Source organism: Proteus mirabilis ATCC 29906, assembly GCF_000160755.1.
Taxonomy (GTDB): Bacteria; Pseudomonadota; Gammaproteobacteria; order Enterobacterales; family Enterobacteriaceae; genus Proteus; species Proteus mirabilis.
This window is the reverse complement of sequence record NZ_GG668576.1, coordinates 487383-512914: the sequence shown is the minus strand read 5'-3', so window position 1 is coordinate 512914 and position 25532 is coordinate 487383. Positions and strand designations below refer to the sequence as shown.

Annotated in this window: 26 protein-coding genes; 9 read left to right on the top strand and 17 right to left on the bottom strand. The window is 37.7% G+C overall.

Going from position 1 to position 25532, the window contains the following annotated elements; translation table 11 throughout:
* Positions 1-32: 32 nt before the first annotated feature.
* The 5 genes from HMPREF0693_RS02350 (at position 33) to HMPREF0693_RS02330 (ending at position 4012) form a co-directional block, all read left to right on the top strand.
* The gene (locus tag HMPREF0693_RS02350; protein WP_004243201.1) at positions 33-443 is read left to right on the top strand and encodes a hypothetical protein; all 411 of its coding nucleotides are present in this window, start codon (positions 33-35) and stop codon (positions 441-443) included.
* Positions 444-646: 203 nt separating this feature from the next.
* Complete coding sequence (locus HMPREF0693_RS02345) at positions 647-1741, top strand: AAA family ATPase (RefSeq protein ID WP_004243200.1); 1095 nt, start codon at positions 647-649, stop codon at positions 1739-1741.
* Entirely contained in the window at positions 1728-2555 is an 828-nt protein-coding gene (locus HMPREF0693_RS02340) for a DUF4435 domain-containing protein (protein ID WP_004243199.1), read from the top strand. The genes HMPREF0693_RS02345 and HMPREF0693_RS02340 overlap by 14 nt, the downstream gene beginning before the upstream one ends.
* 189 nt (positions 2556-2744) lie before the next feature.
* On the top strand, positions 2745-3548 hold the full coding sequence (locus HMPREF0693_RS02335; RefSeq protein WP_004243198.1) for a threonine/serine exporter family protein: 804 nt from the start codon (positions 2745-2747) through the stop codon (positions 3546-3548).
* Positions 3524-4012 (top strand): threonine/serine exporter, encoded by a 489-nt coding sequence (locus tag HMPREF0693_RS02330; protein WP_004243197.1) that lies wholly within the window; start codon positions 3524-3526, stop codon positions 4010-4012. Before HMPREF0693_RS02335 ends, HMPREF0693_RS02330 begins: the two co-directional genes overlap by 25 nt.
* Before the next feature lie 5 nt (positions 4013-4017).
* Here HMPREF0693_RS02330 and HMPREF0693_RS02325 read toward each other — a convergent pair whose 3' ends face one another.
* Complete coding sequence (locus tag HMPREF0693_RS02325; RefSeq protein WP_004248195.1) at positions 4018-4200, bottom strand: hypothetical protein; 183 nt, start codon at positions 4198-4200, stop codon at positions 4018-4020.
* Positions 4201-4454: 254 nt separating this feature from the next.
* Here HMPREF0693_RS02325 and HMPREF0693_RS02320 point away from each other — a divergent pair, with 254 nt between their 5' ends.
* Entirely contained in the window at positions 4455-5432 is a 978-nt protein-coding gene (locus HMPREF0693_RS02320) for an endonuclease (protein ID WP_004243194.1), read from the top strand.
* A 10-nt stretch (positions 5433-5442) separates the two neighbouring features.
* Here the strand turns inward: HMPREF0693_RS02320 and HMPREF0693_RS02315 are convergent, their stop codons facing one another.
* On the bottom strand, positions 5443-5886 hold the full coding sequence (locus HMPREF0693_RS02315; protein WP_004248191.1) for a methyltransferase family protein: 444 nt from the start codon (positions 5884-5886) through the stop codon (positions 5443-5445).
* Between the two features lie 346 nt (positions 5887-6232).
* On the opposite strand from HMPREF0693_RS02315, the gene phoH reads away from it, so the two are divergent.
* Positions 6233-7018, top strand: a complete 786-nt coding sequence (gene phoH / locus HMPREF0693_RS02310) for a phosphate starvation-inducible protein PhoH (RefSeq protein ID WP_004243190.1) — start codon at positions 6233-6235, stop codon at positions 7016-7018.
* Between the two features lie 269 nt (positions 7019-7287).
* Here the strand turns inward: phoH and HMPREF0693_RS02305 are convergent, their stop codons facing one another.
* The 5 genes from HMPREF0693_RS02305 to HMPREF0693_RS02290 all read right to left on the bottom strand — a co-directional run bounded on the left by HMPREF0693_RS02305 (position 7288) and on the right by HMPREF0693_RS02290 (position 11813).
* Positions 7288-7671: a DUF805 domain-containing protein gene (locus tag HMPREF0693_RS02305; protein WP_004243189.1), complete on the bottom strand. Its 384-nt coding sequence runs from the start codon at positions 7669-7671 to the stop codon at positions 7288-7290.
* A gap of 520 nt (positions 7672-8191) precedes the next feature.
* Entirely contained in the window at positions 8192-9052 is an 861-nt protein-coding gene (locus HMPREF0693_RS02300; RefSeq protein ID WP_004243188.1) for a siderophore-interacting protein, read from the bottom strand.
* 287 nt (positions 9053-9339) lie between these two features.
* Complete coding sequence (locus tag HMPREF0693_RS18465; RefSeq protein WP_004243187.1) at positions 9340-9501, bottom strand: DUF2474 domain-containing protein; 162 nt, start codon at positions 9499-9501, stop codon at positions 9340-9342.
* Positions 9482-10489, bottom strand: a complete 1008-nt coding sequence (gene cydB, locus HMPREF0693_RS02295; RefSeq protein ID WP_004243186.1) for a cytochrome d ubiquinol oxidase subunit II — start codon at positions 10487-10489, stop codon at positions 9482-9484. The genes HMPREF0693_RS18465 and cydB overlap by 20 nt, the downstream gene beginning before the upstream one ends.
* Entirely contained in the window at positions 10479-11813 is a 1335-nt protein-coding gene (locus HMPREF0693_RS02290; RefSeq protein WP_036932145.1) for a cytochrome ubiquinol oxidase subunit I, read from the bottom strand. Before HMPREF0693_RS02290 ends, cydB begins: the two co-directional genes overlap by 11 nt.
* 148 nt (positions 11814-11961) lie before the next feature.
* Here HMPREF0693_RS02290 and HMPREF0693_RS02285 point away from each other — a divergent pair, with 148 nt between their 5' ends.
* Positions 11962-13377 carry an aminotransferase-like domain-containing protein gene (locus HMPREF0693_RS02285; protein WP_004243184.1) on the top strand — a complete coding sequence of 472 codons (1416 nt, stop codon included), beginning with the start codon at positions 11962-11964 and terminating at the stop codon, positions 13375-13377.
* An 82-nt stretch (positions 13378-13459) separates the two neighbouring features.
* Here HMPREF0693_RS02285 and HMPREF0693_RS02280 read toward each other — a convergent pair whose 3' ends face one another.
* On the bottom strand, positions 13460-14071 hold the full coding sequence (locus HMPREF0693_RS02280) for a LysE family translocator (protein WP_004243183.1): 612 nt from the start codon (positions 14069-14071) through the stop codon (positions 13460-13462).
* Between the two features lie 160 nt (positions 14072-14231).
* On the opposite strand from HMPREF0693_RS02280, the gene HMPREF0693_RS02275 reads away from it, so the two are divergent.
* Positions 14232-14699, top strand: a complete 468-nt coding sequence (locus tag HMPREF0693_RS02275) for an Lrp/AsnC family transcriptional regulator (protein WP_004243182.1) — start codon at positions 14232-14234, stop codon at positions 14697-14699.
* A gap of 109 nt (positions 14700-14808) precedes the next feature.
* On the opposite strand, the gene HMPREF0693_RS02270 is transcribed toward HMPREF0693_RS02275, so the two are convergent.
* The 9 genes from HMPREF0693_RS02270 to ppsR all read right to left on the bottom strand — a co-directional run bounded on the left by HMPREF0693_RS02270 (position 14809) and on the right by ppsR (position 25426).
* On the bottom strand, positions 14809-15603 hold the full coding sequence (locus HMPREF0693_RS02270) for a heme ABC transporter ATP-binding protein (RefSeq protein WP_004243181.1): 795 nt from the start codon (positions 15601-15603) through the stop codon (positions 14809-14811).
* Entirely contained in the window at positions 15600-16604 is a 1005-nt protein-coding gene (locus HMPREF0693_RS02265) for a FecCD family ABC transporter permease (protein WP_004248185.1), read from the bottom strand. The genes HMPREF0693_RS02270 and HMPREF0693_RS02265 overlap by 4 nt, the downstream gene beginning before the upstream one ends.
* Complete coding sequence (locus tag HMPREF0693_RS02260) at positions 16604-17419, bottom strand: heme/hemin ABC transporter substrate-binding protein (RefSeq protein ID WP_004243179.1); 816 nt, start codon at positions 17417-17419, stop codon at positions 16604-16606. Before HMPREF0693_RS02260 ends, HMPREF0693_RS02265 begins: the two co-directional genes overlap by 1 nt.
* 15 nt (positions 17420-17434) lie before the next feature.
* Positions 17435-18484 carry a hemin-degrading factor gene (locus HMPREF0693_RS02255; protein ID WP_036907935.1) on the bottom strand — a complete coding sequence of 350 codons (1050 nt, stop codon included), beginning with the start codon at positions 18482-18484 and terminating at the stop codon, positions 17435-17437.
* Positions 18485-18519: 35 nt separating this feature from the next.
* Complete coding sequence (locus HMPREF0693_RS02250; RefSeq protein WP_004248181.1) at positions 18520-20562, bottom strand: TonB-dependent hemoglobin/transferrin/lactoferrin family receptor; 2043 nt, start codon at positions 20560-20562, stop codon at positions 18520-18522.
* Between the two features lie 79 nt (positions 20563-20641).
* Positions 20642-22861, bottom strand: coding sequence for a TonB-dependent receptor domain-containing protein (locus HMPREF0693_RS02245; protein ID WP_248694446.1), 2220 nt, complete (start codon positions 22859-22861; stop codon positions 20642-20644).
* Positions 22862-22950: 89 nt separating this feature from the next.
* Positions 22951-23175 (bottom strand): hemin uptake protein HemP, encoded by a 225-nt coding sequence (gene hemP, locus HMPREF0693_RS18460; protein ID WP_004243175.1) that lies wholly within the window; start codon positions 23173-23175, stop codon positions 22951-22953.
* A gap of 214 nt (positions 23176-23389) precedes the next feature.
* The gene (locus tag HMPREF0693_RS02240) at positions 23390-24439 is read right to left on the bottom strand and encodes a 3-deoxy-7-phosphoheptulonate synthase (protein ID WP_004243174.1); all 1050 of its coding nucleotides are present in this window, start codon (positions 24437-24439) and stop codon (positions 23390-23392) included.
* A gap of 120 nt (positions 24440-24559) precedes the next feature.
* Entirely contained in the window at positions 24560-25426 is an 867-nt protein-coding gene (gene ppsR, locus HMPREF0693_RS02235; protein WP_004243173.1) for a posphoenolpyruvate synthetase regulatory kinase/phosphorylase PpsR, read from the bottom strand.
* Positions 25427-25532 lie beyond the last annotated feature (106 nt).

The window sequence follows — 25532 nt, the reverse complement described above, 5'->3', positions numbered from 1 at the left end:
TAAAGTGAAGATAATGACTGAGAGATAACAATATGTTGAATAATAACAATTTTACAATAATGTCTGTTGACCAATTTCCCATTATTACCATGCAGGTTTTCCCAGAAACGTTAGAGCATGCTAATAACTGGATTGCTGAAATGGACTTAGTGCTTGCTCAAAAACAAAACTTTGTATTGGTTTACCCACCTATCAACAAGAAAAATGAACAAGAGGATATGGAGGGCATGAAAGCCGTTAGACGCTGGCTGAAAACAGGGAAAATGCCATTAAGTCAATATTGTGCTGGAATGATCATGACCGTCAATCAACAAACAAATGATAAAGAGCAACTGATGCAGTTATCTCCCGTTGTTTCTGCGGTGTACGGTGTACCTATCTTTGTTGAAGAAACCCTTGATGGGGCTTATGCTCAAGCTAATAAACTTCTGGGCAATAAATAATAAATAAAGGATTATGAATAAGTTAAGTTAGGTATAAAAGCATCCTAAGGTGCTTTTATACTAATTTGAAAGCGTAATAGTCATATTGATGATGTAAGTTAACAATAGAAAGAGAATATTTTATCGTTGTGTGAAAGAGGTAAAGACGCGAGAATAAAGAGATGGTATTTTAGCTATTAAAGTAAACATTTCAGGGCATTCCAATGAGAATTAGTTCAATTTATACACAATCTGTAGGACCATTAGCTGATGGTGTTATTAAGTTAGAAGATGATTGGTCTAATGAGATTGAAGCTCAAGTTTTATTTACCGGTAATAATGGTTGTGGTAAATCGACTTTATTACGGGGCATAGCTATTTTATGGGAAGCATTAGGTATTTGGCTAAGTACTGAACAACCGTTAGCTCCAGCGAGCAATACACGAAAATGGTTAGAACGTTGGGGAGGGATCGCTATTATTTTTGAAGATTTTAATCTTTCTTCTGATGATAAGATTAAAATTGGACTTTTTTATGGTTCAGATGATTTTTTTTCCCAAGTAGTAACAAACTATTTAGATGTAATGTGGATAGGTGAAATTTCAAATAATAAAAAGAAAAATAAATTATATTTTCCATCTAGTGAAAATAAACATAATGATAATCTGATTGAGACCTATAAATATTTAGGGAAAAGACGTATTCAATCACTTTATAATGAATTGGATCCAGAATTATCTATTCCTAATATTGTCTATTTAGATGCAGAAGCGCGTAAATGGGTAAATCCAACAGCAACGAGAAAATCATTATACCCAGACGATCTTAACCAAGCATGGCTCGCGACTTATACGGTGACTAATGATTGGAATGGGCAAATAGAAACTTTACTGTTTAATTTAAAAGCGACACTGCCTAATGAATACCCTAACATGATAAAGAGTTTAAATTACTTTTTTTCAGATAAAAGAATTGATAGTGAAATTCTTCCAGGTACACGTCAACAGATTATTTTATCAAATGGAAGGCAACATACGTTTGATGAGTTAAGTTCTGGCGAACATCAAATACTTATTATGTTATTTACAATCCAACGTTGGCTAAAACCAGGAGGAATTGTATTAATAGATGAACCTGATCTACATCTACATCCTTCTGTTATAGCACCTCTCTTAGCGGCTATCGAAAATATTGTGGCTAATAAGAAAGGGCAGTTAATTTTAACGTCACACTCAACAGAAGTTTGGCAACGCTATGAAAATTTTGGTTCACGTATTGATCTTACTTTGCTAAAAGGATCGGTGAATGTCGAAAATTGATGGAACAATTAATCGAATAAAAGATCAACAAGTAGGTAGCTCAACTAAAAAAGTATTATTAGTTGAAGGCAGTGATGATGAGTTAGCTTTTGGCGCTTTTTTAAGAAAAAAGTTTCCTAGTTGGGAACAGTATTGGGTTATTGCTAGCACGGGCAAGAAACAAAATATGTTGGATATTTTAGCCCAAGAACAAGATTGGCTTGGTATTGTCGATAGAGATGAATGGGATAATGCTAAAATTGAGGAAAAACAAGAACAATTACCCAATTTATTCATTCTTCCTCGTTTTTGTATTGAGAACTATCTTGTTCTTCCTGATGAAATTTGGTCTGCATTACCTGAAAATAAGAAAAATAGCATAGAAAATGGATGTGAAACATTAAGGAAAGATATCGAGACTCAGCTTGAAAATTGGCGAAATCATGCTGCGGTATGGGCAATCATTAATCCTTTATGGGAAGGATTAAGAAGTTTGGGATTTAAAGAATCGTTATTAGAACTTAATACAAGCAATGATACAGTAAAAATTGAACAAATTTTACAAAAGTGGCATCAATATCTTGAGCCTTCTCAATTATTAGAAAAACTCAAGCATAAAAAGCAAGAAATAAATGCATGCACAGTAGATCAACAATTAAAACAATATATACACGGGAAACATTTTTTTAAAAATGTAGTTTATCCTGTGCTTATTTCTCATATTGGTAATATAAAAGAAAAAGAACTTAAAAAACAGTTATTTAATTCACAACCTATTCCGGAAGATCTTGATTTCCTTTGGCAACATATGATGACTAATATCAATACTATTTGAGAAATATAATCACTATATTTTATATTTATTACAATCATATGATAGTAAGAGAAAACTTTGATCTACTTTCAGCCTTAAATATTTTAATTATTCATAATAGTATAGAAAGACGATAGCGTCATGATTGAACTATACTGATAAGCTTTCAATTGGTTATGGCGCGTTTTTTGATAAATACTAAGGCGTAGTATGGATAATCAGATAATGGCTGAAGAATATGCCATTTCACAAGATAAACAGCGTGAAATTACGAAATTATGTATTCAAACGGCGCTATTGTTGTTACAACATGGTGCTGAAAGTATGTTGGTTGAACAGCTCTCAACGCGACTTGGGCTGGCTTTAGGCGTTCATCAAGTTGAAACGGCCATTTCAGCCAATGCGGTGGTATTAACGACAATAGTTAATGGTCATTGCCAAACCTCAACACGAAAAATTGTTGATCGTGGTATCAATATGCATGTTGTTACCGAAGTTCAGCACATTGTTATTTTAGTTGAGCATCATCTCGCTGATATTGATGAAGCAAGGAAACGTTTTGAACATATCAAACCACTACGTTATCCACGTTGGATAATTATTGTTATGGTTGCACTTTCTTGTGGATGTTTTTCCAAATTGAATGGCGGTGATTGGGATGGCTTTTTAGTCTCTGCTTTGGGGGGAGGAATGGGAATGTGGGTTCGTCAGCTCCTCACTCATCGTCAAGTAAATCCTTTAATCAACTTTTGTATTACGGCATTTGTTGCGACATCAGTATCAGGTTTATTGCTAAAACTCCCTTATTTTCAAGTTACTGCCACTATATCAATGGCCGCGAGCGTTCTATTATTAGTTCCTGGATTTCCTTTAATTAATGCTGTTGCTGATATGTTTAAAGGTCATGTTAATACAGGACTCGCACGCTGGGCGATGGCAACGATGTTGACACTTGCTACCTGCTTAGGGGTTATTTTAGCGATGGCAGTATGGGAGTTAAGAGATTGGGCATAATCAACATTATTCTAACGCTAATTGAAGATATGATTTTAGCGGCAATACCTGCGGTGGGGTTTGCAATGGTATTTAATGTACCGCTACGTGCATTAAAGTATTGTGCGTTATTAGGTGCAATAGGGCATGGCTCTCGTACGGTATTAATGATAAGTGGTATGAATATTGAGTGGGCAAGCTTTTGTGCCGCTATTCTAGTCGGTTGTATAGGTATTCAATGGTCACGCTGGTGGTTAGCTCATCCAAAAGTTTTCACTGTTGCAGCGATTATTCCTATGTTTCCTGGGATCAATGCTTATGTTGCGATGATCTCCGTGGTGAAGTTGACTCAAATAGGCTATAGCGAAGAAATTTTTGAAGCTTTAGTGACTAATTTTCTTAAAGCTTCATTTATTGTGGGTGCTCTTTCTATTGGGCTATCTTTACCTGGATTGTGGTTATATCGTAAACGTCCCAGTGTATAAATGCTTTATACCGCATGTTGTAGCGAATTTAATGTAATATCCAGTTCGTTTTTACCAGAAATAATAATTTGAATTCTTAATTTATTTTCTGACTCTAAATTAGCATGCGCTTTAACATCTTCATTGTTCGCATGCTTTTTGGTTATTTCGACGAGCTCATTCATTAAATTCAGCATATTCTCATTCATTTTATCTATTCCATTAAAATACCAATCTTTAAACCATAGCAAAGATGTTTTTACACAATGACATGAATAGCGCCTTTTTCTAGCACTTTTCATTTGTATTGTTTTAGTAAATCCATCAAAAAATGAATTAAAAAGATATCTTCAAATAAATAAAAAAGGTATGGTAAGCGCAAATAAAAATAAGATTATTAGTTGGTTATTTAATAATAAATCTTATTAGGTTTAATAAAAGAGAGTATAAGGTAGATAGCACTTTGAGAAAAATATTACACTATATTGTTTTAGCGTTAGGTTTATTTATTATTACGCTAAATGTATCCGCACAGGCACCGGAAAATTTCACTAAAGCAAAACAGCTAGCCAGAGAACGCATTTATTATGATCAAAATCAAAACAACCAAGGTACGCTGTATTGTGGTTGTCATTGGGAGTGGGTAGGAAAATCGGGGGGACGTGTTAATTTAGCCAGTTGTGGTTATCAAGTGAGGGCACAAGCCACCCGAGCTTCACGCATTGAATGGGAACATATCGTCCCTGCTTGGGTTTTTGGTCATCAACGTCAATGCTGGCAAAATGGTGGGCGAGCTAACTGTGTTAAAAACGATCCTATTTTTGGCAAAATTGAGGCTGATTTACATAATCTAGCGCCTTCGATTGGAGAGGTGAATGGTGATCGCAGTAATTTTAGCTTTGGTCAATTATCATCTCAAGCGCCTTATCAATATGGCCAGTGTCGCAGTCGGGTCGATTTTGCTTCTCGCACCTTTGAGCCTCGTAATGAGGTGAAAGGCCAAGTTGCACGTGTCTATTTCTACTTACATGATCGTTATAACCTCTCAATGTCACGTCAACAACAACAGCTTTTTATGGCATGGGATAAAGCTTACCCACCAACACCGTGGGAAAGAGAGCGAGATAATCGAATTGCTAACATTGTTGGGCATCATAATCCCTTTGTTACGGGACAAATGAAGTGGCAGTTAGGACATAAAAATAGTGGTGCAGGATTAACTGCAACATATCGTCCTACAACTGACAAAATAGAAATGCCTAAAGCGCCCACAGTCTCCCAAGATGAGCAGATCAAAGGTAATCTAAATAGTAAAATTTATCATTTTTCACACTGTACTGGTTATAGAACCATGTCAGATAAAAATGCGGTATATTTTAAAACCGAAAATGAAGCAACTAAAGCGGGTTACCGATTAGCAAATAACTGTAAAGCGCTTTAGTCTACATCTTTTATATCCAGCGTCGAACGTGGCGGCAATATTGTCGCCACGCTTGTGGAAACCGCTCACTTAATATTTTCTCTTCTTGCACAATAGTATAGCGATCGGTAATAAAGTAGAAGGCAAGCGCAGCCCCTAAAAATCCCCAGTTACCAAAAATAAAAAACAGCCCAATACTAATATCGAGAAAGCCAAGATACATAGGATTTCTACTTATTTTATATGGACCTGTGGTGACTAACTGGCGCGGTGTCTGGTGAGGGTTAGGAGATGTATTATGTTTGATAAAAAAGTAAAGGCAGAAAAATAGCCAAATCCCTGAAGTGATGATCGTTAGAGCACCTAAATAGAAAAAAACACCGGGTTTTATATTGCCTGAGTGTAGTTCAAAGCCAATAAATGGGATGCAATTGAGTAGCAGCCAATAAATAAAAGGTAATTTTAAAAAACGCATTTTATTCCCCTCAATAGCGCTCTTTGTTAGCAAAATGTTAACTTAATCGCGTTATTAATGACTTAAATATTGAAAAAATTTTTGTTCTGTCATTATACTGTCATAAAGCTTCGTTAATTTTCACTCTAACTCCATGATGGGGAATATGAATGACAGAAGCAATCAAAATTTTAAATCACCAAGACAAAGCTGGTAGCAACTGTGCATTGATGTTTAATGCTCAAGTCTGTGACCGGCTTTTTTGTTTTCTACAGCGCAATAGAGTCTGAGGGAGGCTCACCTTATTTTCTAGTCAAACAATGATTGATCTGATGACTTTTTGAGACTAACAAAGGTAAATACCATTATGAGTAGACAAAAAGCAGCAACACGTTTACGTAGAGAAAATAAACGTACATTACGTAAAGAGCAACGTAATGCCGCCCATCGAGATAATGTTATGGTTTTACCAGGATTTGGGGATCTAGAAACAATTGGTATGGCGAGAGAGAAACGTGATCAACGAACACTCTCTCCTCGTAATGAAGTTCAACGCCAATATATGAACGCTATTAAACATCAAAATTTAGTTTTTGCGACAGGGGAAGCGGGGTGTGGTAAAACGTTTTTAAGTGCAGCAATGGCTGCTGATGCCCTTATTAATAAAGAGATAGAGCGAATTATTGTTACTCGGCCTGTATTACAAGCTGATGAAGATTTAGGTTTTCTTCCTGGCGATATAGCAGAAAAATTCGCGCCTTATTTTCGTCCTGTCTATGATGTATTAGTTAAACGTTTAGGTGCCTCTTTTTTACAATATTGTTTACGGCCTGAAATAGGCAAAGTTGAAATAGCCCCATTTGCCTATATGCGAGGACGTACTTTTGAAAATGCATTTGTCATATTGGATGAAGCGCAAAATGTCACCATTAATCAAATGAAATTATTTTTAACGCGAATGGGAGAAAATGTGACAGTGATTGTTAACGGTGATATTACGCAATGCGATTTACCTGCCAATGTAAACTCAGGATTAGCTGATGCACTAAGTCGTTTTCAAGCTAATGAGCGTGTTGGTGTCATTAAATTTAATGAAGAAGATTGTGTGCGTTCCAGTCTATGTCAGCATGTATTAGCAGCATATAGTGATTAAAATATTTCTTTAGCATAGCAATAAAAAAGGCAGCATATTAAATAAGAGTATTAATATGCTGCCGATAAAAAACATTCATGTTATTTAAATTACTATATGGCATACATGAGCATAATAGTATGTGGATAATATTACTTAAAATAATCAGGTATAAAATCCTATGCTAATAGGGGGTAAGAGAAGCGACTGTAAGAGAAAGGAGAATCAACACAGTAAGTAAATTATATAAATAGTTTACTCACTGTATTAAGATAGAAATTAATTAGCTATTAGGCTTTAGGATCAAGACCAAATCTATTTTCACCTCTAGTACCATCTAAACACATAAAAATAAACAGGATCAGTCCGCCAACGAAAGGAATAAATGATAATAAAACCATCCAACCAGATCTATCTTGGTCATGAAAACGGCGCACTGTCACGGCAATATTAGGAATAATAGTTGCTAAAGAGTAGATGCCGATAATAATCAAAGCAGCAAAGCCTGTGCCACTCATTTCACCAGTATAACTGTCGATAGAAGAGAACATGATCCCATATAACACAGCTAAAATAATGGTATTTACCACTATAAACATCCAATATTCTTTTCGGCGCGCACGACCTGAAAAATTAGCATAATTATTTTTAATAACCTCTAAGTACCAATTCATTTTTCATCCTTAATTCAATAGTAAAAATACATAGATTTAGGTTAATCTCTATTATTTTTTGACTCAGTCAAATTCTAATAATCAATTGAAGATAATAAAATTATTATTTGCTATTGTTTTTGAATTTTTCACTCTAAAAATATAAATAAATTAAGTTCAATATGTTATATCTAGCTAATAAAGAGTAACGTCAAGCGGCGGTATAATAATTAAATTACTGTTCTGTTTCAATAATAATTAAATATTATTTTAGTGAAAGATTTTGATTGGCTTAATGGTTTATATTTTTTTGTTTAAATTGACTGTGTAAATTGGGTTTTATTTCTGTTATTTATTTAATTTTGATGAGTTAATAGTTTTTTTGTTTGTTTTGTCAGGAGTTGTGTTAGGTGAATTATTGTTTATATAAGTTAAATATTAAAGATTTCTTCGCTATTACCATTCCTATAAAAAGGCAGCATATTAAATGAGGGTCTTAATATGCTGCCGGTACAGCCAACTCGTTTTATCTAAAATACGCTTAGCTTACATCTTCATTATCCATAACATGATGACGCTCTGCATGATAACCTTCTTCATTAAAGCCAAAACGCCAATAAGGGATAGCATAAATCTGTCCGCGCTCATAGCCTTTATCACGACGAATATAACGTCTTAGTGCACGGATAATTTTATCTTCTCCGGCGATCCAAAATGCCACATCTTCCTTTGGTAACGACCAAGAGATAAATTCATCAATCAGAGGCTGAGTTTGTGTTTCAACAGAGCCGACTAGCCAAACAATTTCTAGCCCCTGAGGAGCATCAATGATTTGGCGATCGGATTCATTTTCTATGCGGATCACCGCTTTACCCTGTACATCGGGTGACATTGTTTCAATTAATGCCATTAAAGCGGGTAATGAGCTGGGATCGGCTGCCATATAGTAATGAGAGGCGGGAGCCAATAGGGGATCAGGGCCTCCAGGATTAGTAATGCCAATATAATCACCTACCTTGGCATTTAAAGCAAAATTAATGGCCGGCCCTGCATCTTCATGAACCGCAAATTCAATATCAAGCTCTTTTAATTCAGGACGAATAGCTCGCACACTGTAAGTTCGTACTATCGCTCTTGGTTGGTTTTCGGGCCAACTAGGGCCTTTGTCAGTGAGTGTTGGAATTGTTGGTTTAGTTTGGCCTTCTACAGGTAAAAATATTTTTAAATGGGCACCACCTGTGTGACTTGGATAATTGTCCAAGTCATCGCTAGTAAAGGTAATAGAGCGCATGCCCGGCGTGATATCTACTATACGTTTTACTTGCACCAAACGAGGCGGTGCAGGACGATAAATATTCTTTTGTTGTGTGCTGTCTTGATTACTCACGTTTATCCAACCCATCTAAGCTATTTATTACTTGTTATATATTATCATTTACAATCAATAATGATAGTCATTATCACTATTAACACTAATTTAGTAAAGCCATGAATAAGATTGACTTGTCGAAGCGTGATGTAGTTCAAATAAGATGTAAATAAAGAAAATAAAAATCAACAAATTAAAGCGCTTGTATTTTTATGAGGGGAGAGTCACTAACAGTAACGCGAGTTAAAAAGAGGAATTTTTTTAACTAATATAAAGCGGGAATTTATCCCGCTTTATTTTTATATTACCTGATTGATTTTTTACTTTACTTTCATTCCCGCTGCCGTCATTAAAAAACGAAATAGCGAAGAAACGGCAAATAGCGCTAAAACACTACAAAACCAAATGGTAATTAACCAACCCCATTTTTTCAGTAATGAGGGTTTTGTTTCAGGGTTCGGATCAGTGATAGCCTTCTTCATAATTGGTTTTTCCTCTGAATACGTAATAACTCCAGAATGTATAAACGAGAATAATGGGAATGATAAATAGCGCACCAACGAGCATAAAACCTTGACTTTCCGGTGGTGCTGATGCATCGATAAAACTAATTGCCGGCGGTATAATATTTGGCCAGATACTAATCCCTAGCCCAGTAAAACCAAGAAATATAATCGCTAGAGAAGCAAAGAAAGGTAAGTAATGACCTTTTTTCTTTACTGCGCGAATAATCAACCAAGCGCTATATAACACTAGCAGTGGTACAGGTAAGAAAAAGAAAATATTGGGTAGTGAAAACCAACGTTCAGCAATCGCCGGTTGTGCTAATGGTGTCCATAAACTGACAACGGCTATCACTGCTAGCATAACGAACGTTAATGGCAAGATCACTTTATACAAACTCTGTTGTAAATGGCCTTGAGTTTTCATAATGAGCCAGCCACACCCTAACAGTGAGTAGGCAATGACTAGACCAAAGCCACAAAACAGGGCAAAGGGTGATAGCCAATCAAAATAGCTTCCTGCAAAAGTACGGTCAATAATGGGTAAACCTTGAACAATACTACCGACGACTATACCTTGCATAAAGGTGGTTAATAGAGAGCCGACAATAAAGGCGTTATCCCAAAAAACTTTATGAGTGTCATCGGCTTTAAAGCGAAATTCAAAAGCAACGCCCCTGAAAATAAGCGCAACTAGCATGATAGTTAAAGGCATGGCTAAAGCATCAAGGATCACTGAATACGCTAAAGGAAACGCACCAAATAGCGCCGCACCACCTAAAACTAGCCATGTTTCATTGCCGTCCCATACCGGGGCGACAGTATTCATCATTAAATCGCGATCTTCTCTCTCTTTTATAAAAGGATAGAGCATGCCGATGCCGAGATCGAAGCCATCCATCACAATATACATTAATGTGCTAAATACGATGATGATGAACCAAATAACGGGTAAATCAATTCCCATCTTGAACCTCCGGCGCACCTTTGCGGATAAGTTTTAACATATAGGCATATCCAATTCCGAATACAGATCCATAAACGATAAAGAAAATCAGTAGGCTAATGCTCATATGCATTTCACCATGAGCAGATACCGCATCTCGTGTTCGTTGTATCCCATACACAACCCAAGGTTGTCGACCTACTTCTGTAGTAAACCAACCCGCTAAAATGGCAATTAATCCTGAAGGTGCCATTAGAAAAGTGAATCGCAAGAAGAGGTTAGATTGATATAATTTTTTCTTATAACGTAACCATGTGCCCCATACACCCACTAAAATCATCAGCATGCCAAGGCCGACCATAATACGAAATGACCAAAAAACAATCAGTGAATTTGGCCTATCATCTTTAGGAAATTCTTTTAGTGCTGGTACTTGTTTATCTAAACTATGAGTTAATATCAGGCTACCTAAATAAGGAATTTGAAGGGCATATTTGGTTTTTTCTTCATTCATATCCGGTATACCAAATAGAATTAACGGTGTAGCCTCACCAGGATTATTTTGCCAATGCCCTTCAATCGCGGCAATTTTGGCGGGTTGATGTTTTAACGTGTTTAAACCATGCATATCACCAATAAGTGCTTGAATAGGCGCTAAGATTAAGATAATCCATATAGACATCGAGAGCATCTTCTTCATTGCAGATGTCTTGTTGCCTTTTAATAAATGCCATGAAGCCGAGGCGGCAATAAAGAATGCCGAAGCAAGAAATGCAGCAACGCCCATATGAGCAAGACGATAAGGGAAGGAAGGATTAAAAATAACCGCTAGCCAATCAACGGGAACCACTTGATTGTTGACGATTTCGAATCCCTGTGGTGTTTGCATCCAACTGTTGGAGGCTAAAATCCAAAATGTTGACATTAATGTACCCAATGCCACCATGCAAGTGGCGAAAAAGTGTAATTTTTCACCTACTTTGTTCCAGCCAAATAACATTACACCTAGAAATCCAGCTTCTAAGAAGAATGCTGTAAGTACTTCATAAGTCAATAGAGGGCCGGTGATAGAGCCGGCAAAATCGGAGAAAAAGCTCCAATTAGTACCGAACTGATATGCCATAACGAGACCAGAGACGACGCCCATAGCAAAGTTAACAGCGAATATTTTTGACCAAAAATGGAATAGCGCTAAATAATCCTTATTGCGAGTTTTTAGCCATAATCCTTCCAAGACAGCTAAGAAGCTGGCTAGCCCTATAGTAATTGCGGGGAAGATAATATGGAAAGAAACGGTAAACGCAAATTGGATACGCGCCAAATCAAAGGCACTTAACCCAAACATAAACAACCTCATTATTTTGATATACAAATCGCGCTGATCTGTAAATAGCAGGTAAATCGTGTGGATAAGTAGACCATATGACAGTAAACTATAATAGTGACAATAAGTTTAAAAATGACTATAACAGTTTGAGGGTGAATAGGTAAATATGACTCGATATGAACAGCTTGCGGCACAGATACGCCAACAAATTGAAGATAATATTTGGCAATCAGGCGATCGTTTACCCTCATTACGGGATACGGTTAAACAATCAGGTTTGAGTTTAATGACCGTTTTACAATCTTATCAACTGTTAGAAAGTCAAGGGTGGATCACCGCTCGTCCGCAATCAGGTTATTATGTTGCACATCGCAATACCGCTTTTGCTCAAGTAACTGCCAGCAAAGGGCTACATATGAGTGAAAATGTTGAGATAAGCGCCTCTATATTCAATGTTCTTCAAGCCTGTAAAGATCCCAATATCATTCCGTTCGGTTCCGCCTTTCCAGATCCCAGTTTATTCATACAACCTAAATTAAGCCGAGCATTAGCCTCTGCCGCTAGACATTTAGCCCCTCAAAGTTCAGTGATTAATTTACCTCCTGGTAATGAAAAACTACGTCGTAATATAGCTCAACGCTATGCACTGCAAGGTATTCATGTATCGCCTGACGATATTGTGATCACCGCAGGTGCAATGGAATCATTAAGTTTTAGTTTACAAGCTGTTACTGAGCCAGGAGATTGGGTTGTCATAGAATCTCCTGCTTTTTATGGCGCATTACAGGCGATAGAGCGTTTACGATTAAAAGCGATTGCTATCAAAACTGATCCGGTGACAGGCATTTGTTTAGATGAGTTAGAAAAGGTGGTAGAACAATACGACATTAAAGCGTGTTGGTTGATGAGTCATTGCCAAAATCCATTAGGTGGCACTATGCCTGATGAAAATAAAATCAGACTAGTGGAAATTTTAGCGGCAAAACAGATAACCTTAATTGAAGATGATGTCTATGGTGAACTGTATAATAGTCCAAAAGCGCCAATGCCTGTGAAAGGCTTTGATAAATCCAATAGCGTATTGCACTGCGCTTCTTTTTCTAAATGTTTAGCGCCAGGATTTCGAGTCGGGTGGGTCGCAGCCGGAAAACATGCGACTAAAATACAGCAGTTACAAATGATGAGTACTGTATCAGCGAGTATGCCAACACAACAAGCTATCGCTGACTATTTATCACAAGGGGGGTATGACGGGCACCTACGTCGCTTAAGATTATTATTAGAGCAGAGACGTTATCGTATGTTACAGGCCATACAAACGCATTTGCCTAAAGATGTTAAAGTGAATATTCCTGTCGGAGGCTATTTCCTATGGTTAGAATTCGAGCCAACTTTTGATGCTAATACATTGTACCATTTTGCTCTCGAAAGAGGGGTGAGTATTGCACCAGGTGCTATGTTTTCGACCAGTTCACAGTTTAATCATGCTTTTCGTTTAAACTCTTCTTTTCAATGGAATGGTCAGACTGAAAAAGGAATGCAAATTATTGGTGAAGGGTGTCGAAAATTACGTCGTAAATAGCACATTAGCGTACGTATTCATCAGTTAAATGGTCATATTGCACGGCATTGAGCAAATATCACTATAAAGTGATGCTAGCCCTCTAATTAAGGGCTAAATTAACGGCTGCAAAGGTAAGTAAACTGCCGGCAATGCCATCATTATAACGGCGTCCTTTATCACCTAATCCGCCTTTTAAACCAATATAAGCGAAAATCGTACCTAAAAAGCCATAGATAAATAGACAAATAGTGATAAATATCCCAGATAAAAGCAGAGATTGCATAGCGATATCATTCTGGTTATTGATAAAATTTGGTAAAATAGCCAGATAGACGAGTAAGCCTTTCGGATTAAGAAAACTCGTTAAAAAGCCCTTGCGAAAGAGATGTGTTTTTTTATCTGCATTTAGTGCGAGTTGGTCTTTTTGGCATGCAGATATCAGCATTTTGATTGCTAAGTAGGTAATATAAATCACACCTAGCCACTTTAGTAGATAAAAGAAAATGGGATAGGTTGCCATTATCGTTGCAAGACCCAAAGCACTAAGAATAGCATGTGTTATATAACCTGAAATGACACCGATATTGGCAAACCACGCTGATTTTATTCCTCCCGCTAATCCTTGTGAGGAGATAAAAAGAATATCGGGGCCAGGTGTGCAAATTAAAGGCAGTACTGTAAGGGCAAAGAATAACAAAGTGTTAAATTCCATCTTTTTCACCTGATTGAGCAATTGAAGAAAATATCGTTTTTGCTGTGCAATTTAGCTGAAAAATTATATGATATTTTCGTAAAAATCGGGTTGCTTTGTTGCTAACAAAAATAATTAATTGGCAATAAAATTCCACAAATAGAACTAAGGTTAATCTTTGATGTCAATAAAATTGGATAAGATAGACAAGCATATTTTGCAAGTGTTACAGCGCGATGGCAAAATTCAAAACATCGAACTGGCAAAAGAAGTGGGACTCTCACCATCTCCTTGTTTACGTCGTGTACGTTTACTTGAAGAGTCAGGTGTGATCACGCGTTATGTTGCCGTATTAGATGGTAGTAAAGTTGATGCAGGATTATCTTTATTTGCGCGAATTTGGTTCAGAGCACAAGATGCTGAAACTATTGAAGAATTTGTAAAGGCGATAAAAGTATTACCCGAAGTGGTTGAATGCCATCTAATGGCGGGAGAATGTGATGCACTTATTCGCATTGTGACAAAAGATCTCGCCACTTATCGCCGTTTTCACGCTGATTATTTAACACAAATTCCTAGCATTCAAAGCATAAAAACAGAAGTACCCATGGAGACGGTAAAAGTGAGTTTTGCTTTACCATTGCAGTAATACTCTATTTGGTGAAGGTAATAATCATCCAATAGAAATTATGTTATTAAGCGTCTTTTAAGGACTGAGCTCTGCATTCAACAGGACTCAGTCCTTTTTCTTTTATTATTTATGGGCGTAAAAAAACTTGAGGTTGAGATAACTCAGGATGAGTATTAACACTGACCTCGGCGCCATACCATTTTTCAATATTCTCAGCGGTGAGTACATCTTGAGGTGTACCTTCGCAAACTAATTTTCCCTGATGCAGTAATAAAATACGATCAGCATAAAGGGAGGCGAGGTTGAGATCGTGCAGAACACAACACACCATCAAATTTTGCGTTTTGACCAGTTGTTTTAATAAACGCAAACTTTGTTGCTGGTGGTAGAGGTCAAGTGCCGATGTGGGTTCATCAAGAAATAGCGCAACATTCTCAGGTGTCGGTTGCCAAAGTTGAGCAAGCACTCTAGCAAGTTGCACTCTTTGTTGCTCTCCACCTGATAATTGACGGTAATCTCTTGTTTTAAGCTTTAAACAATTGGTTTGTAATAGCGCGGTTTCTATTGCGATTTGTTTATGTTTTTGCCCATGTGGTGCTCTTCCCATAGCGACGACTTCTTCTACAGAAAAAGAGAATGATAGCTGGCTGTTTTGTCGCATAACAGCACGGTTTTGCGCTAATAATTGACTATTCCACTGTGAGTAAGTTTTCCCTTTAAAAAAACATTCTCCTTGTGTCGGGGGAGTATAGCCGGTCAATAAACGTAATAATGATGATTTCCCAGCACCATTCGGACCAATGATTGTGACAAGCTCACCGGTGTTAAGTGCAATAGAAACATCCTCAAGAATAGTTTTATTGCCGATTTTATAGCTCAAGTTATTGCCATATAATAATGGAGTGTGTTGATTTTCCATCATGACATGCGTCCTGCTGGTTGTCGTAAAATAAGCCAAAGAAAATAAGGTCCACCAAGAAGTCCGGTAATAAGTCCTACAGGAATTTCCGCTGGTGATACCAAGGTTCTTGACAGGGTATCTGCGGCTAATAAGAGTATTGCGCCCCCTAATAGGGTGGCGGGTAATAACCAAATATGGTTACTGCCTAATCGCATACGAATAAGATGGGGCACCACAAGACCAACAAACCCAATAACACCACTTAATGCAACGGCACAACCGATTAAAATGGCACTGAGTAGTAGTAAAATAAATTTTGTTTTTCTTACATTTAACCCTAAATAATGTGCTTCTTCATCACCGAGTTGTAATAGGTTAAGTTTATGACCTTGCCAACAGGCTAATGCACTAATGGGAATAATCACGAGAGTTGCAATCGCCAAGGTGTTCCAGTCTATTTTACTTAAAGAGCCCATCATCCATAGTGAAAATTGGCGCAGTTGCTGATCTGTGCTGATATAGCTCAATACACCAATAAAAGACATACAAAGCGCATTAATGGCAATTCCCGCTAGGAGCAATCTTGCCAAGTTACCATCACTTAATTGATGCAATGAAAAAATAATCATTGCCACTATTAAGCCGCCAATAAAGGCGGCAATAATATGACTGTAGAAAGAAAATACGGATAAAAAAGAGAAGGGTAAAATAATCACAATAGCGACCATTAGCGCAGCACCACTGCTAATACCTAGTAATCCAGGATCGGCAAGTGAGTTTCTAAATAGTCCTTGCATGATGGTGCCTGATATGGCTAAAGCGCCACCGACGAGAATAGCTAATAGTACTCGAGGTAAACGAATATCAAGCCAAATTTGCCACTCTATATCATCAAAAGAGCGATCCCATAAAGTACTAAATGAGAGTGCTAGCGGGCCGCTATTAACAGAAATAAGCGTAATGATGGTAAATAAGATGAGTAAAATGGCAATACTCATCCACGGTGAGCGAAAACGAGACATTATTGCTCCAATGCTTGACGAATTTGTTGCATAACTTTGGGGGTTGATAAGGTAAAGCCTAATAAACCCATATCATCAACAACGATATAGCGCTTATTTTTACCTGCGGGGGTGTACTTTATGCCGGGCAAGTCCCACAGTTTTTCGATACCTCCAATACCTTTTATTCCCTCTTTAGTGACCAACAAAATATCAGGCTGGCTGGCAATAACCCCTTCTTGTGACAGTAAGCGGTAACTACTAAAACCTTGCATAGCATTTTTTCCGCCTACCAGTGTGATAATCGTATCTGCAGCAGTATTTTGACCGGCAGCCATAGGGGCAACACCACCATGGCTCATGATATAAATAATTTTTTTATCAATAGGCGTCGTGGCAATTTGATTAATAGATTGAGTGAGCTTTTCTTTTAATTGCTGACTCTCTGTTTCTTTTTGTAAGAGGGTTGCAATGGCATCGATTTTTTCATTAATGGCTTCTAATGAACGTGTACCCGTAATAGTTTCAACAGGTACACCTGCTTTTTCGATACGACGTAATGCAAAAGAAGGGCGAGCTAATTCGCTAGCAATAATCAGCGTCGGTTTAACCGAAAGAATACCTTCAGGATTGAGCATGCGCATATAACCCACATCGGGTAATGATTTAACTTGCTCTGGTACTAAACTCGTACTATCTCTAGCAATGACCTGATCACCTGCACCTAATGCAAAAACAATTTCAGTAATATCACCACCAATAGTGACAATACGTTGTTTAGCGAGGCTGGTGAATGTCATCAAACTACACAGGATCAAAAGAAGCCATTTTTTCATTGAGCTATCCTTCTATTAAGCTATTTTAGCAAGAGCGTTGAGTTGCTCACGCCATTGTTGTTGTTCTTTTGTTCCCTCAGTGCGTTGTCCATAGAGCTGAGCAATCTGTTGACCTTTGCTATCAAATAGTTCAAGACTTGTGACAAAACCATCTTGGGTTGGCTTACGAGTGATCCAGCTTTCCACAATTTCGCTCTCAATTAAATGCAGTGTAAATGCAGGATTAAAAATGTTAATCCATACTTGTTCACTATTTTCAAATTGATGAGGCACTAAACGATCAATTTTACCGGTAAAGATCTGTACACAACCTCGATTTCCCACGAAAATCATAATTTCATTTTGTACTTCTTTCGCCAGTGCTAATAATGTTTTTAAGGCACTATTATCTACTTGATAAGCTAAATCATCACTGACCGCTTTGAACGCTTGCTGGCGACTGAGATTATTTTCTTGCAGGATTTTAAAGAATTGATGAACGTCAGTCATCGAGCGCCATTGCTGTTCTAACTGTTGTGCTAATGCCGTTGTTACCGGTGCATCAGTAAAAGATTTAGCGGGGGTAATCTCTAATACGGGATTTTCTGGTGATAAATAAGTATCGATTAAGGTATTCCATGCGTCCATATGAGTATTATCAGTGGTATACACTTTATGGAGAGAATCACCATGAAGATCAAAGAATTGAATACTATGACGAATGCCACGAGCCGTCTCTTCGGTTAATGCAAAGATACTTGCCCAATGAGAGAAGAAAAAGCGTAAATCGAGGGCTCGAGGGTTTAAGATCAATCCTGCATGATCGTTAAAACGAGCATTGGTATATTCACCAAGATGTTCATGAACCGCAATTTCATTACGAGTAATGGCTTTCACTTCGCCTACGGTTGCGAGAGCGGTTAAAATATCACGAACATCACCATGTAAGCGTTTAGCATCGTGCCCAACACGCGCGTGAGTAAGCTCAGCTTCACTTACATTAAGGTAAGTTGCTAAATCACGCGCATAAGATGCTTTTTTTTCATTTTTTGCTTGCAGGTAGCTCTCATAAAGAGGTTTAGTCACGGAAACTCCTATTGTTTCGTTTATTTTATTGTTAATTACCATTGATAACTCACCAGTACTTTTGCATTGCGCCCCTCTTGAGGAATACCCGCAGAAGAGTAGTATTTTTTATCAAATGCATTACCCAGTACCAGTGAGGTTGTTAGCCCTGTTAATGAAGCACTACCTTCATAACGGAGGTAGAAATCATTGACACCATAACCCGCTTGTTGGCGATTGGTCGGGCGATTAAAGCGATCATGTTTTGTAAAATCTGTTTTTTTAGTAAATTGTCCCACCCAACCTACGGAAAAATCACTATTGGGTACGGGAATATCGAGGCGACTGGTTAATGTATCTGGCTCAATAGAGGTAATAGAGGCATTACTGGCATTATCTTTTCCTTTTGTATGGTTATAAGCCAAATCCCAACTAAAGAACTTCGATTGATAATTCATCTCGATATCCCAACCCCAAATAGTTGCTCTTGGAATATTCGTCGATTGTGTATATCCCTGAAAAATAGCGACATCTGTATCAATATAATCTTTTGCACGCGTATTGAAATGGGCAGCTTTAATTTTCAGATTATCATTATTAGATAATAAGTCGTCGAATTGAAAACCGAACCCGTATTCAGTTGTTGAATTGGTTTCGGGCTTTAAATTAGGGTTAGGTCGCCAGTAATTGGTTGGTGCTCCGGGGAATGGGGCATCAAAATGTTTAGCATCGTTATACATCTCGCCAATTGTTGGTGCTCTAAAAGCTTGAGCATAAGAGGTATAAAGCATTAACCAATCTGTGGGTGTAATACTAACGGCTCCTTTTGATGACCATTTATCAGCGCTGATGTCATCATAACGATCATTTTGACTGCTATATTTATCAAACCTTGTACCGACGATGAATGAAATGGGTACATCACGTAAAGTCATTTCATCTTGTAACCAGCCTGACATAAAACGAATATCTGCTTTAGGGAAGCTTTCGGCATTTGCACTGGGTGATTGCTTTTGCTTATAGATCTCACCGCCATAAGTTAAAGCGTGAGCAGCAAAGGGGTAGGTGGCTAATTGAGTGCGATTTTCAAGTTTAATGCCATAGGTTTTTTGCTCTCTACCTTCAAATCCTTTTTGTTGTGTTTTCGCATTAATATCTACCTCGCTGTAATAGGCTTGTGTTTTTAGGTTAATCCATGACATATCACTAGGATGATATTGATAGGTTAACTGTGCATCTTTTTGTGTTGTAGTACGATTTGTCGCTACATTAGCCGGTGTTGGGTTATTGGCGAGTTGTGGATCCTTAGGCTGTTGTGCGTTGTTATGATAATAGCGTAATTGGCCACTTAACGTATTGCTATCATCAATAAACCAACGTCCTTTAGATAATAAGTTAATGATTGTTTCATCGTTTTGCGCACGATAACCGCCTCCATAGCGAGTTGTACCTTTATCACGAGCGGAGAGGGCGAGTAATCCATCGAAATTGTCTTGTTGACCAAAAGCGGTAATGCCAAATCCTTGACTCTGTTGTGCCGTATTACCAAGGGCGGTAACACGCACACCACCATGTTCATTTTTTGCAAGCAAGTCGCTGGCATCAACGGTATCATATGCCACAACCCCACCGAGGGCACCGCTTCCATATAAAAGTGCTGAAGGGCCACGAACCACTTCAACTTGTTTAATGAGTAGAGGATCGACAAAAATACTGTCAATATGACCTGTATCAGTACCTTGGCGTATGCCATCTACTAGTGTCAAAACACCGTTACTACTGTAGCCACGCATACTGATAGTTTCACCGTTTGTGCGGCCAGCTCCTGATATTGAAATGCCCGGTATATGACGCAACAACTCCGTGGCACTTCCAGCCGTTTCTGTCAAAGCACTGTTATTTTTTATGACGGTCGACATCATTGGTAATGTAAAGCTATCTCGCTCGTTACCTGTTGCATAAACCGTTATTATTTGTGTGTTTCTCTCCCCGCTATTTTTTTCTCCATAGATTTGATTTTTATTTTCAGCGAATGCACTGCTAATCGCTGTTGCAACAACTAAAACACTCACCTTTATGCATCGCGATGATTGAGACATACAGGTCGATCTCCGTTATTAAAATGGGCTGCTAAACTCAACAGCCCGTTATGATAAAAATCATTGCTCTTTTTATTGTTTACCAGCGATAACTGACAGACATTTTGATATTTCTAGCTTCTTGAGGCACACCTACCGTTGAGTAATACACTTTGTTGAATGCATTATCGAGTACCAATGAGGCTTGTATATCTTTATTATTGGATTGATAGTTGACTGCAAAACTATGCACACCATAGCCAGGGTATTGCTGAAGATCTTCTTTTAATCGAGTAGTCACTTCCTCTGAACCAGGGTATTTATGTGTGCCTTTTTTGGCCGTTGGACCGGCAAACTTTCCTGACCAAGCAACAGAAAATGGTGTTTTGATAATGGGTACATTTATAAAAGCGGTTAATGTTTCAGGACGCACCATTGAAATAGTCTCTAGAGACGACAGTTCCAAGGTTTTAGTTTGATTGTAATTTACCCCCATAGCGATGTATGGATGAGAATATAGCAATCTTAAATCAAAGCCGTGAATAAGCGCTTTAGGCAAGTTAACTGATTGAAATAATAAAGGTTCACGAGCATCTTTAATGGGAGATAACGCAATATGACTATTTTTTAATTGGATAGGCTTACGACTATGATACCACTGTTGATAAGTAATGTGGTCAATCGATTCAGTGCTGTAATATGAAGCTTTAATGTTTAGCTGGTCATTGGTAAAAAGCAACGCATTTTTTTGTAAATTGATACCATGTTCCCATGTTCTATTCGTCTCTGGTTCTAATGTGGAATTTGGAACCCAACGAGCATCATAGCTTTTCTTATTAAAAGGGGAAATTATAGTGAAATGTACTGAGTCATTATACATTTCGCTTAAAGTCGGCGCCCTAAAGGCAACAGAATAAGAAGAATAGATCTGTAACCATTTGGTCAGTGTGAGACGTAACGCAATATTTTTAGAAATATTTTGATATGTTTCTTGATATTTGTCGGCGGAGGTCATGTCTCCTTTTTTATTTAAGTCTTTGTAGTAATCTAAAGTTTTACTGTTATCAGGGACATTTTGATAATAGTTGTAACGAAGACCCGCAATTAAAGTAATGGGTAATAGAGGGGTATTGAACGTGTTATGAACCCAACCTGAGGCATTATCCATATGTGATAAAGGGAAATTTTTAGCCTTATTATTCGATACCATCTTCTGTTTTTCAGCATCAATGCCGATAATCACAGATTGAGTCAACCTATCTTGAAAGTAATTTAAATTAAAGGCGTTTTCTACTTTCATACCATAGGTATATTGGGTACGTTTTTCAGAATTACCTAGCACACTTTCTATGTCTGGATATATTTCTTTGCGTGTATCCGTCAGAAACGTATGCGCAATTTTAAACTGAGAATAATAAAGTTGAGTGGTCAGATCGAGCCAATCATAATTATTTGGATTTAAATGATAGGTGAGTGAGATATCATTTTGTTTGGTGGCTCGATACATATTGTTACTGTCTCTTTTTCCATATCCCCCCATTCGATTTAAAACTTCTCTTTGCTCTCCTGCATTATTATATTGACGGGCAGAAAAAATAACGGTTTGTTCCTCTGTAGGGTAAACATAGGCTTTTGCAAAATAATTTTTGATACGTTCGTGGTTATTTAATATTGAGTCATCAGCAATACGTATCGGGCCACGCTCTCTTTGGCTATAAGCCAATAACCCTTCCACTAACTGATGTCTACCTGCGATCACACCACCATAAGAAAAATGTTTATCCGCAGAAGAGAATGAGCTAAATAATTTAGCACCAAGGTTTTTATTGGCGTCTAATAATTCATTTGGATGGAGAGTTGAGAACGAAACAACGCCACCTAGCGCGCCACTTCCATGTTTAACCGAAGAGCCACCATGTTTGACTTTAACGCGCGAAATAAGCGAGGGTTCAATAAAAAGGCCACCAAGCTTGTTCATAGTATTATCAATAGGTTGATGAATACCATCCACAAAGATTTTGACACCTCTTTGATCGTAACCACGCATCATAATATTGCCACCATTGGCGATCCCCGTTCCTGATACGGTGATCCCCGGGATTTGTTTTAACAATTGCCCCGTGGTAGATGCGGTTTGAGCTTGTGCTGAACGGGTATCGACGACAGATTGAAAATCCGTTATTTGATTGTCTTGTTGCCCAATAACAGTCAATGTATCTGTCTCTACTTTTTCAATATGAGCAAAAGTAGTCGGCGCGTATAACAGACAAATTGCTGTAGCTAATGTGGAGTATTTGAAATTTCTTTTCAGCATAGACATACCATTAATATCCATAAAAGTCCTTGTATATGGAGTGAATTAGCTGGCTGCCTAGCAAAATAGGTGGCTTGCGAAAAGGGATTAAATAATTATTTTGTTAGGATAAGTTTTCCTGTTTTTGTTTGGCGTAACTGATACAACTCTCCGTTATGTTGAATATAAACCACGCCCGATTTACCCAGTAATTCTATGCTATTTATAGATTGAATGACTGGGGAGCTTGTTTCACGTGTTATCGATGAATCGTTTAAATTATGAACATTTTTATTCATTTCAATAGCAATACTGATAGAAGTTATGATTATGATAATCATTATCGTTATCAGAATATTTTAGACAAGCTTTTTTTAACGTAAACGTCTAAATTTAAGATGATTAGTAACAAAAGAACAACAAAAATAGGGTGTTAGAATAAAAATCATACAGTTGATTAGCGTGGGAGAAGATAAAGCTTAATCTTAATGAAGATGGATAACGACTTTTTGTGTAAGTTAAAAAGGAGAGGTAAAACTCTCCTTTTTGGCGATATTATTTAAATCGACTTTCAACCGCTTGAGCTAATAATTCCAGTAATTGTTCGGTATCTTCCCAACTGAGACAAGGATCAGTGATCGATTGTCCATAGGTCAGCACCTTATCTGCTGTGACTTTCTGTGATCCCTCTTGTAAAAAGCTTTCTGCCATAACACCAACAATAGCTTGTGAACCATCCGTAATTTGTTGAGCGACATTGCGTGCAACTTCAAGTTGGCGACGATGAATTTTTTCACAATTACCATGGCTAAAATCGATGACCAAGTGTTCAGGTAAATCAAGTTGTTTCAGTGCATCAACAGCATCTGCTACATCACTGGCATGATAATTAGGCTTTTTACCGCCACGCATAATAATATGACCGTAGGGATTTCCGCTGGTTTGGTAAATTGTCATACGTCCCGTTTTATCAGGTGATAAAAAGGTGTGACTGGCACGAGCGGCACGAATGGCATCTATCGCAATGCGTATATTACCGTCAGTGCCATTTTTAAATCCCACAGGGCAAGAGAGGGCGGAGGCCATTTCACGGTGAACTTGACTCTCTGTTGTTCTTGCCCCGATTGCTCCCCAGCTGATTAAATCTGCAATATATTGTCCCGTGACCATATCAAGAAATTCAGTGGCTGTGGGGAGTCCTAATGCGTTGATCTCAATTAGCAGTTTCCTTGCAATACGAATGCCTTCATTAACATTACAAGAGTTATCAAGGAAAGGATCAGAAATAAGGCCTTTCCAACCAATAACGGTACGCGGTTTTTCAAAATAGGTTCTCATCACGATTTCTAGACGGTCATGAAAACGCGCTTTTTGTTGATTTAGTTTTGTTGCGTACTCTTTAGCTGCCTTGGGATCATGTATAGAGCAAGGGCCAATAATAACTAATAGTCGTTTATCTTCACCAGTGAGAATAGCTTCAATGCGTTGACGGGCAGAAGTGATATTACTGATAATCTCTTGTGAGATGGGTAACTCATTAGCTAACGTTTCCGGCGTTACTAGGCTGGCTAAAGCCTTTGTCCGTAATTCGTCTGTTTTTAACATAATTTATCTCAATAAAAATACAGGGTAAGTCTACCCAGTGATTAAGATCACAATAAACGAAATTCAGCTAATTTCAACACTGTTATTGGTGAAAAATAAATAAAAAATGACTTACTGTCTCTAGAACATTCTTCTGGCTAATCCCATAGAATCAATTACCTTAGTGGAAATTTCTTCAACAGAGTAGTTTGTCGTATTTAGGTAAGGAATGTTATTTTTCCTAAATAGCGCTTCAACTTCCGCTAATTCAATACGACATTGACGAATAGATGCATAACGACTGTTTTCACGACGTTCGCTACGGATAGCAGCAAGGCGTTCTGGAGCAATGGTTAAGCCAAACAATTTATGTTGATACTCTTTTAATTCAGGAGGCAATTTTAAAAAATCCATATCATCAGCAGTAAAAGGGTAATTAGCCGCTTGAATGCCAAATTGCATCGCTAAATATAAACTGGTAGGGGTTTTACCGCAGCGTGAGACACCGATTAAGATCACTTGCGCTTGGTCGAGATTGCGTAAAGAGATCCCATCATCATGAGATAAAGTGTATTCAATAGCAGCAATTCGAGCATCATATTTGCTGAGATTTTTTTCTGTTAAACCGTGCGTTTTATTTAATTGAGGTAGCGCTTGAACGCCAATTTCTTTTTCTAAGGGGAGAACTAATGACTGCACAATATCCTGACAGAATCCTTCACTACTATTTATTATTCGTTTTACGTCAGGACTAATAATAGAGTAGAAAACCAGAGGCTTGGCGCCACTTTTTTTATAAATTTCATTAATCTTATTTTTTATTTCTTCCGCTCTTTCTACAGAAGATACAAAAGGTAAGGTATAGCTTTTCATTTTTAATGGGAATTGTGAGAGTACCGCATGGCCTAAGACTTCTGCGGTAATAGCGGTGCCGTCAGAGATAAAAAAAACAGTTCTATCAACAAGTTCATTATTATCACAGTTAATTGAATTCAAACTTAATATCATTCCTCTCACCTTTTTTTTAGCTGAATTAGCAATTCAGACAATATTATCTATAGTATTTTTAGTGATTATAAAGGATAAAAAAATAAAGTTTTCTGGTTGATCGATT